The sequence below is a fragment of the Enterobacter cloacae complex sp. P6RS genome (assembly GCF_014982245.1).
GTDB classification, from domain to species: Bacteria; Pseudomonadota; Gammaproteobacteria; order Enterobacterales; family Enterobacteriaceae; genus Enterobacter; species Enterobacter bugandensis.
Map to the genome: position 1 here is coordinate 56,716 of NZ_JADCLB010000021.1, position 6,335 is coordinate 63,050.

Below are 6,335 nucleotides of genomic sequence, written 5' to 3' on the forward strand. Positions count from 1 at the left end.
GCTGAATATGTGGTATTTCGCATGGATTTTAGGGACGCTTCTTGCCTGTGCTTTTGGTGTCATCACTGCCCTGGCGCTTGAGCACGTCGAAGCGACCAAAGCGGGTGAAGAAAAACACTGATGAATATTATCGCGAAGCTTTACGCGGTAATGGATAAGCGCCCGTTACGGGCGCTTTCTTTAGTGATGGCATTACTGCTGGCAGGCTGTATCTTCTGGGACCCGTCGCGCTTTGCGGCAAAGACCAGCGAGCTTGAGATCTGGCACGGCTTCCTCATCATGTGGGCAGTGTGTGCCGGGGTGATCCACGGCGTGGGCTTTCGTCCGAAAGCCGTTCACTGGCAGGGAATTTTTTGCCCGCTGATTGCCGATCTGGTGCTTCTCGCCGGTTTGATTTTCTTCTTCTTCTGAATAAGAAATGTCCGTTAACGTTATGGGCTTACCCGAGCCCATAAAAATTTACTCTCCGTTTACTTTCCCCCATTCCAAACCATCTTTCCCGCGCGTATAGTAGCGAAGTTTAAAAGCTCTAACTTTTGTTGCATTACTGGGATGTAAAGTGAATACAACGCTGTTTCGATGGCCGGTTCGTGTCTATTACGAAGATACCGATGCCGGTGGTGTGGTTTACCACGCCAGCTACGTTGCTTTTTATGAACGGGCACGCACAGAGATGCTGCGCCATCATCACTTTAGTCAACAGGTGCTGTTGGCTGAGCGAGTTGCCTTCGTGGTACGCAAGATGACGCTTGAGTATTTTGCGCCTGCCAGACTCGACGATATGCTCGAAGTCCAAACAGAAATTACATCAATGCGCGGGACCTCACTGGTTTTCACGCAGCGGATAGTCAACTCAGAGAACACCGTACTGAACTCAGCTGAAGTACTGATTGTTTGTGTTGATCCAACCATAATGAAGCCTCGTGCGCTTCCTAAGTCTATTGTCGCGGAGTTTAAGCAGTGACTGACATGAATATCCTTGATTTGTTCCTGAAGGCAAGCCTTCTGGTTAAACTTATCATGTTGATTTTGATTGGTTTTTCAATCGCATCCTGGGCCATCATTATCCAGAGAACGCGTATCCTCAATGCTGCTGGCCGTGAAGCGGAAGCATTTGAAGATAAGTTCTGGTCGGGTATTGAACTTTCTCGCCTGTATCAGGAGAGCCAGGGACGCCGTGAAAATCTGACCGGCTCCGAACAAATTTTCTATAGCGGATTCAAAGAGTTCGCTCGTCTGCATCGGGCAAACAATCATGCGCCGGAAGCCGTCGTGGAAGGGGCATCGCGTGCGATGCGTATCTCCATGAACCGCGAGCTGGAAAATCTTGAAACGCACATTCCTTTCCTCGGTACCGTGGGTTCTATCAGCCCGTATATCGGTCTGTTTGGTACCGTGTGGGGGATCATGCACGCCTTTATCGCGCTGGGCGCGGTGAAGCAGGCGACGTTGCAGATGGTTGCACCGGGTATCGCTGAAGCACTGATTGCGACCGCTATCGGTCTGTTTGCGGCAATTCCGGCGGTAATGGCTTACAACCGTCTGAACCAGCGCGTGAACAAACTGGAACTGAACTACGACAACTTTATGGAAGAGTTCACCGCGATTCTGCACCGTCAGGCGTTTACCAGCACCGAGAGCAACAAGGGGTAAACCATGGCCAGATCGCGTGGACGAGGTCGTCGCGAGCTCAAGTCCGAAATCAATATCGTGCCACTGCTGGACGTTCTGCTGGTACTGCTGCTGATCTTCATGGCAACAGCGCCCATCATTACCCAGAGTGTGGAAGTCGATCTGCCGGATGCGACAGAATCACAGGCGGTGAGCACCAATGACGATCCTCCGGTCATCATTGAAGTTTCCGGCGTAGGGCAGTACAGCGTGGTGGTAGAGAAAGATCGTATGGATCAGCTGCCACCTGAGCAGGTTATTGCCGAAGCGCAGCGTCGCCTGGAGTCAAATCCGAAAACGGTCTTCTTAATCGGTGGCGCGAAAGACGTACCCTACGATGAAATTATTAAAGCGCTGAACTTGCTACATAGTGCGGGTGTTAAGTCTGTTGGCTTAATGACTCAACCTATTTGATCATCCGCGTAGTTTTTGGGAACCGATAGTGTCAAAGGCAACCGAACAGAACGACAAGCTTAAGCGAGCGATAATCGTCTCCGCAGTGCTGCACGTTATTCTTTTTGCAGCGCTGATCTGGAGTTCGTTCGACGAGCATATTGATGCATCAGCAGGCGGCGGTGGAGGGTCTTCCATTGACGCCGTAATGGTGGATCCCGGTGCGGTAGTGCAAAACTATAATCGCGAACAACAGCAGAAGGCGAGTGCCAAACGGGCTGAAGAGCAGCGTGAAAAACAGGCGCAACAGCAGGCGGAAGAGCTGCGTGAAAAGCAGGCTGCCGAGCAGGAGCGTTTGAAGCAGCTTGAGAAAGAACGTTTGCAGGCGCAGGAAGCCGCGAAAGCGCAGGCGGAACAGCAGAAGCAAGCCGAAGAGGCCGCGAAGAAAGCGCAGGAACAGCAAAAGCAGGCGGAAGAGGCGGCAGCAAAAGCCGCAGCGGATGCCAAAGCGCAGGCTGATGCCCAGGCAAAATTAGCGGCAGAAGCGGCGAAGAAAGCGGCTGCCGATGCCCAGAAGAAAGCTGAGGCCGAAGCCGCGAAGAAAGCCGCTGCGAATGCCCAGAAGAAAGCTGAGGCGGAAGCCGCGAAGAAAGCCGCTGCTGACGCACAGAAGAAAGCTGAAGCCGAAGCCGCGAAGAAAGCCGCTCAGGACGCAGAGAAGAAAGCGGCTGCCGAGGCTGCGAAGAAAGCCGCTGCGGCTGAGAAGGCTGCTGCCGAAAAAGCTGCCGCCGCTGAAAAAGCCGCTGCTGATAAAAAAGCTGCAGCTGAGAAGGCCGCTGCCGATAAGAAAGCAGCTGCTGAAAAAGCGGCTGCTAAAAAGGCTGCTGCCGCTGAGAAAGCCGCGGCCGCTGCAGGGGTTGACGATCTGCTGGGGGATTTAAGCTCCGGTAAGAATGCACCGAAAACGGGCGGTGGCGCGAAAGGAAACAACGCAGCGCCGACCGGAAGTGGTAACACTAAGAGTAACGGTGCGACAGGGGCTGAAATCAACGGCTATGCCGCGCAGATTAAATCGGCGATTGAAAGCCGGTTCTACGATGCGTCTTCCTATGCCGGTAAAACGTGTACGCTGCGTATAAAACTGGCTCCGGACGGCATGCTGCTTGATATTAAGTCTGAAGGTGGCGACCCGGCTTTATGTACTGCGGCTCTGGCTGCAGCGCGTCAGGCGAAGATGCCTAAACCGCCTTCTCAGGCAGTCTACGAAGTCTTCAAAAATGCGCCGCTGGACTTCAAACCTTAAGTTACATTTTCCCCGTGCAAACGGGGAAAAATAGACCAGGTTTAGTCACAGGGTTCGGGTAGTTTTGTCTATTTGAGTTTGTTAACATTCTGCTAAATTATCGTGGGTAAGGTTACCTGGATAAGGGAGATATGATGAAGCAGGCATTACGTGTAGCATTTAGTTTTTTAATGCTGTGGGCAGCAGTCCTGCACGCAGAAGTACGTATCGAGATCACCCAGGGGGTGGACTCGGCACGCCCAATCGGTGTTGTTCCGTTCCAGTGGGCCGGTCCTGGCGCTGCACCTGAAGATGCCGGTGGCATCGTGGCGGCTGACCTGCGTAACAGCGGTAAATTCAACCCGTTAGATCGTTCTCGTCTGCCGCAGCAGCCGGGCAGTGCGCAGGAAGTCCAGCCTGCTGCATGGTCTGCGCTGGGTATCGATGCCGTGGTGGTGGGGCAGGTTACGCCTAACCCGGACGGTTCTTACAACGTGGCCTGGCAGCTGGTGGATACCGGCGGTGCACCGGGTACCGTTCTGGCACAGAACTCTTACAAGGTCACTAAACAGTACCTGCGCTACGCGGCACACGCGGCCAGCGACGCGGTATTCGAAAAGCTGACCGGTATTAAAGGTGCGTTCCGTACCCGTATCGCATATGTGGTACAGACCAACGGCGGTCAGTTCCCGTACGAGCTGCGCGTCTCTGACTACGACGGTTACAACCAGTTCCTGGTGAAACGCTCTTCACAGCCGCTAATGTCTCCAGCCTGGTCTCCGGACGGTTCTAAGCTGGCCTACGTGACCTTCGAAAGTGGTCGTTCTGCGCTGGTTATCCAGACGCTGGCTAACGGTGCGGTGCGTCAGGTAGCGTCGTTCCCACGTCACAACGGTGCGCCTTCCTTCTCTCCAGATGGGTCTAAACTGGCGTTTGCGCTGTCTAAAACCGGTAGCCTGAACCTGTACGTGATGGACATTGGCTCTGGCCAGATCCGTCAGGTGACCGACGGTCGCAGCAACAATACTGAACCATCATGGTTCCCGGACAGCCAAAACCTGGCGTTTACTTCTGACCAGGCAGGCCGTCCACAAATCTATAAAGTGAACATTAACGGCGGTGCTCCGCAGCGTATCACCTGGGAAGGCTCTCAGAACCAGAACGCAGACGTGAGCAGCGACGGTAAATTCATGGTAATGGTCAGCTCCAACGGTGGGCAGCAGCACATTGCCAAACAAGATCTGGTAGCGGGTGGCGTTCAAGTTCTGTCGTCAACGTTCCTGGATGAAACGCCAAGTCTGGCACCTAACGGCACTATGGTAATCTACAGCTCTTCTCAGGGGATGGGATCTGTGCTGAATCTGGTTTCTACAGATGGGCGTTTCAAAGCGCGTATTCCGGCCACTGATGGACAGGTAAAATCACCTGCCTGGTCGCCGTATCTGTAAATAATAATTAATTGATTACTAAAGGAATCATAGAAATGCAACTGAACAAAGTGCTGAAGGGGCTGATGATCGCTCTGCCTGTAATGGCAATCGCAGCGTGTTCTTCTAACAAGAACGCCAGCAATGACCAGAGCGGCGAAGGCATGATGGGTGCCGGTACCGGTATGGACGCGAACGGCAATGGCAACATGTCTTCTGAAGAGCAAGCGCGTCTTCAGATGCAGCAGCTGCAGCAGAACAACATCGTTTACTTCGATCTGGATAAATACGACATCCGTTCTGACTTCGCTGCGATGCTGGATGCTCACGCTAACTTCCTGCGTAGCAACCCATCTTACAAAGTCACCGTAGAAGGTCACGCGGACGAACGTGGTACTCCAGAGTACAACATCTCCCTGGGTGAACGTCGTGCTAACGCCGTTAAGATGTACCTGCAGGGTAAAGGCGTTTCTGCTGACCAGATCTCCATCGTTTCTTACGGTAAAGAAAAACCTGCAGTACTGGGTCACGACGAAGCGGCTTACTCCAAAAACCGTCGTGCCGTACTGGTTTACTAAGAGAATTGCATGAGCAGTAACTTCAGACATCATCTGTTGAGTCTGTCGTTACTGGTTGGAATAGCGGCCCCCTGGGCCGCTTTTGCTCAGGCACCAATCAGTAGTGTCGGCTCAGGCTCGGTAGAAGACCGGGTCACTCAGCTCGAGCGTATTTCTAACGCTCACAGTCAGCTTTTAACCCAACTCCAGCAGCAACTTTCCGATAACCAAAACGATATTGACTCTCTCCGTGGTCAGATTCAGGAAAGTCAGTATCAGCTTAACCAGGTTGTGGAACGTCAGAAGCAAATTTTATTGCAGATAGATAGCCTCAGCAGCGGCGGTGCAGCAGCACAACCCGCAGCGGGCGATCAAAGCGGCGCGGCAACCTCAGCGCCTGCGCCGTCTGCTGATGCTTCAGCCTCAACAGGAGCGCCTGTACAGAGCGGTGACGCGAATACGGATTACAATGCGGCCATTGCCCTGGTGCAGGATAAATCTCGTCAGGATGACGCGCTCGCTGCGTTTCAGAACTTTATCAAGAAATACCCTGACTCAACCTATCAGCCAAATGCGAATTACTGGCTCGGTCAGTTGAATTACAACAAGGGTAAAAAGGACGATGCGGCGTTTTATTTTGCCTCCGTGGTAAAAAATTACCCGAAATCGCCGAAAGCGCCAGATGCGATGTTTAAGGTTGGCGTGATCATGCAGGACAAAGGCGACACGGCGAAAGCCAAAGCGGTGTATCAGCAGGTGGTCGCAAAATTCCCCGGCACCGAAGGTGCTAAGCAGGCGCAAAAACGCCTGAATTCGATGGGATGATTATCGCATGACCAGAAATCGCGTTATTTCTGGTCGTGCAGCATGATTACTAAGCAGTTAAGTGATCTTCATCGAAATTTTTGTTGCGCAGAATTCTTAAATCAGTAATATATGCCGCCGTTGCCACGGGATATCAAACAACGTGAAAGCAGCATAAAAGTGGGTCGTTAGCTCAGTTGG

9 protein-coding genes are annotated in these 6,335 nt (G+C 52.7%); all 9 read left to right on the forward strand.

Going from position 1 to position 6,335, the window contains the following annotated elements; translation table 11 throughout:
• Positions 1-7 precede the first annotated feature (7 nt).
• The 9 genes from cydX (at position 8) to cpoB (ending at position 6,155) form a co-directional block, all read left to right on the forward strand.
• Complete coding sequence (gene cydX / locus INF73_RS16160; RefSeq protein WP_003858598.1) at positions 8-121, forward strand: cytochrome bd-I oxidase subunit CydX; 114 nt, start codon at positions 8-10, stop codon at positions 119-121.
• Positions 121-411 carry a cyd operon protein YbgE gene (ybgE, locus tag INF73_RS16165; RefSeq protein ID WP_008501100.1) on the forward strand — a complete coding sequence of 97 codons (291 nt, stop codon included), beginning with the start codon at positions 121-123 and terminating at the stop codon, positions 409-411. Before cydX ends, ybgE begins: the two co-directional genes overlap by 1 nt.
• 148 nt (positions 412-559) lie before the next feature.
• A complete protein-coding gene (gene ybgC / locus INF73_RS16170; RefSeq protein ID WP_028012387.1) occupies positions 560-964 on the forward strand; it encodes a tol-pal system-associated acyl-CoA thioesterase in 405 nt (134 codons plus the stop codon).
• A complete protein-coding gene (gene tolQ, locus INF73_RS16175) occupies positions 961-1,653 on the forward strand; it encodes a Tol-Pal system protein TolQ (protein ID WP_008501101.1) in 693 nt (230 codons plus the stop codon). Before ybgC ends, tolQ begins: the two co-directional genes overlap by 4 nt.
• A 3-nt stretch (positions 1,654-1,656) precedes the next feature.
• Positions 1,657-2,085, forward strand: coding sequence for a colicin uptake protein TolR (tolR, locus tag INF73_RS16180; protein ID WP_003858589.1), 429 nt, complete (start codon positions 1,657-1,659; stop codon positions 2,083-2,085).
• Between the two features lie 28 nt (positions 2,086-2,113).
• A complete protein-coding gene (gene tolA / locus INF73_RS16185) occupies positions 2,114-3,367 on the forward strand; it encodes a cell envelope integrity protein TolA (protein WP_193541581.1) in 1,254 nt (417 codons plus the stop codon).
• Positions 3,368-3,501: 134 nt separating this feature from the next.
• Positions 3,502-4,794 carry a Tol-Pal system beta propeller repeat protein TolB gene (tolB, locus tag INF73_RS16190; RefSeq protein WP_013097529.1) on the forward strand — a complete coding sequence of 431 codons (1,293 nt, stop codon included), beginning with the start codon at positions 3,502-3,504 and terminating at the stop codon, positions 4,792-4,794.
• Between the two features lie 35 nt (positions 4,795-4,829).
• Positions 4,830-5,351, forward strand: coding sequence for a peptidoglycan-associated lipoprotein Pal (gene pal, locus INF73_RS16195; protein ID WP_003858578.1), 522 nt, complete (start codon positions 4,830-4,832; stop codon positions 5,349-5,351).
• Positions 5,352-5,360: 9 nt separating this feature from the next.
• Positions 5,361-6,155, forward strand: coding sequence for a cell division protein CpoB (gene cpoB, locus INF73_RS16200; RefSeq protein WP_028012389.1), 795 nt, complete (start codon positions 5,361-5,363; stop codon positions 6,153-6,155).
• Positions 6,156-6,335 lie beyond the last annotated feature (180 nt).

What these genes read in the sequence shown, in the direction of transcription:
- cydX (WP_003858598.1), top strand. Translation starts at nt 8, where the DNA reads ATGTGGTATTTCGCATGGATTTTAGGGACGCTTCTTGCCTGTGCTTTT.
- pal (WP_003858578.1), top strand. Translation starts at nt 4,830, where the DNA reads ATGCAACTGAACAAAGTGCTGAAGGGGCTGATGATCGCTCTGCCTGTA.
- tolB (WP_013097529.1), top strand. Translation starts at nt 3,502, where the DNA reads ATGAAGCAGGCATTACGTGTAGCATTTAGTTTTTTAATGCTGTGGGCA.
- ybgE (WP_008501100.1), top strand. Translation starts at nt 121, where the DNA reads ATGAATATTATCGCGAAGCTTTACGCGGTAATGGATAAGCGCCCGTTA.
- tolR (WP_003858589.1), top strand. Translation starts at nt 1,657, where the DNA reads ATGGCCAGATCGCGTGGACGAGGTCGTCGCGAGCTCAAGTCCGAAATC.
- cpoB (WP_028012389.1), top strand. Translation starts at nt 5,361, where the DNA reads ATGAGCAGTAACTTCAGACATCATCTGTTGAGTCTGTCGTTACTGGTT.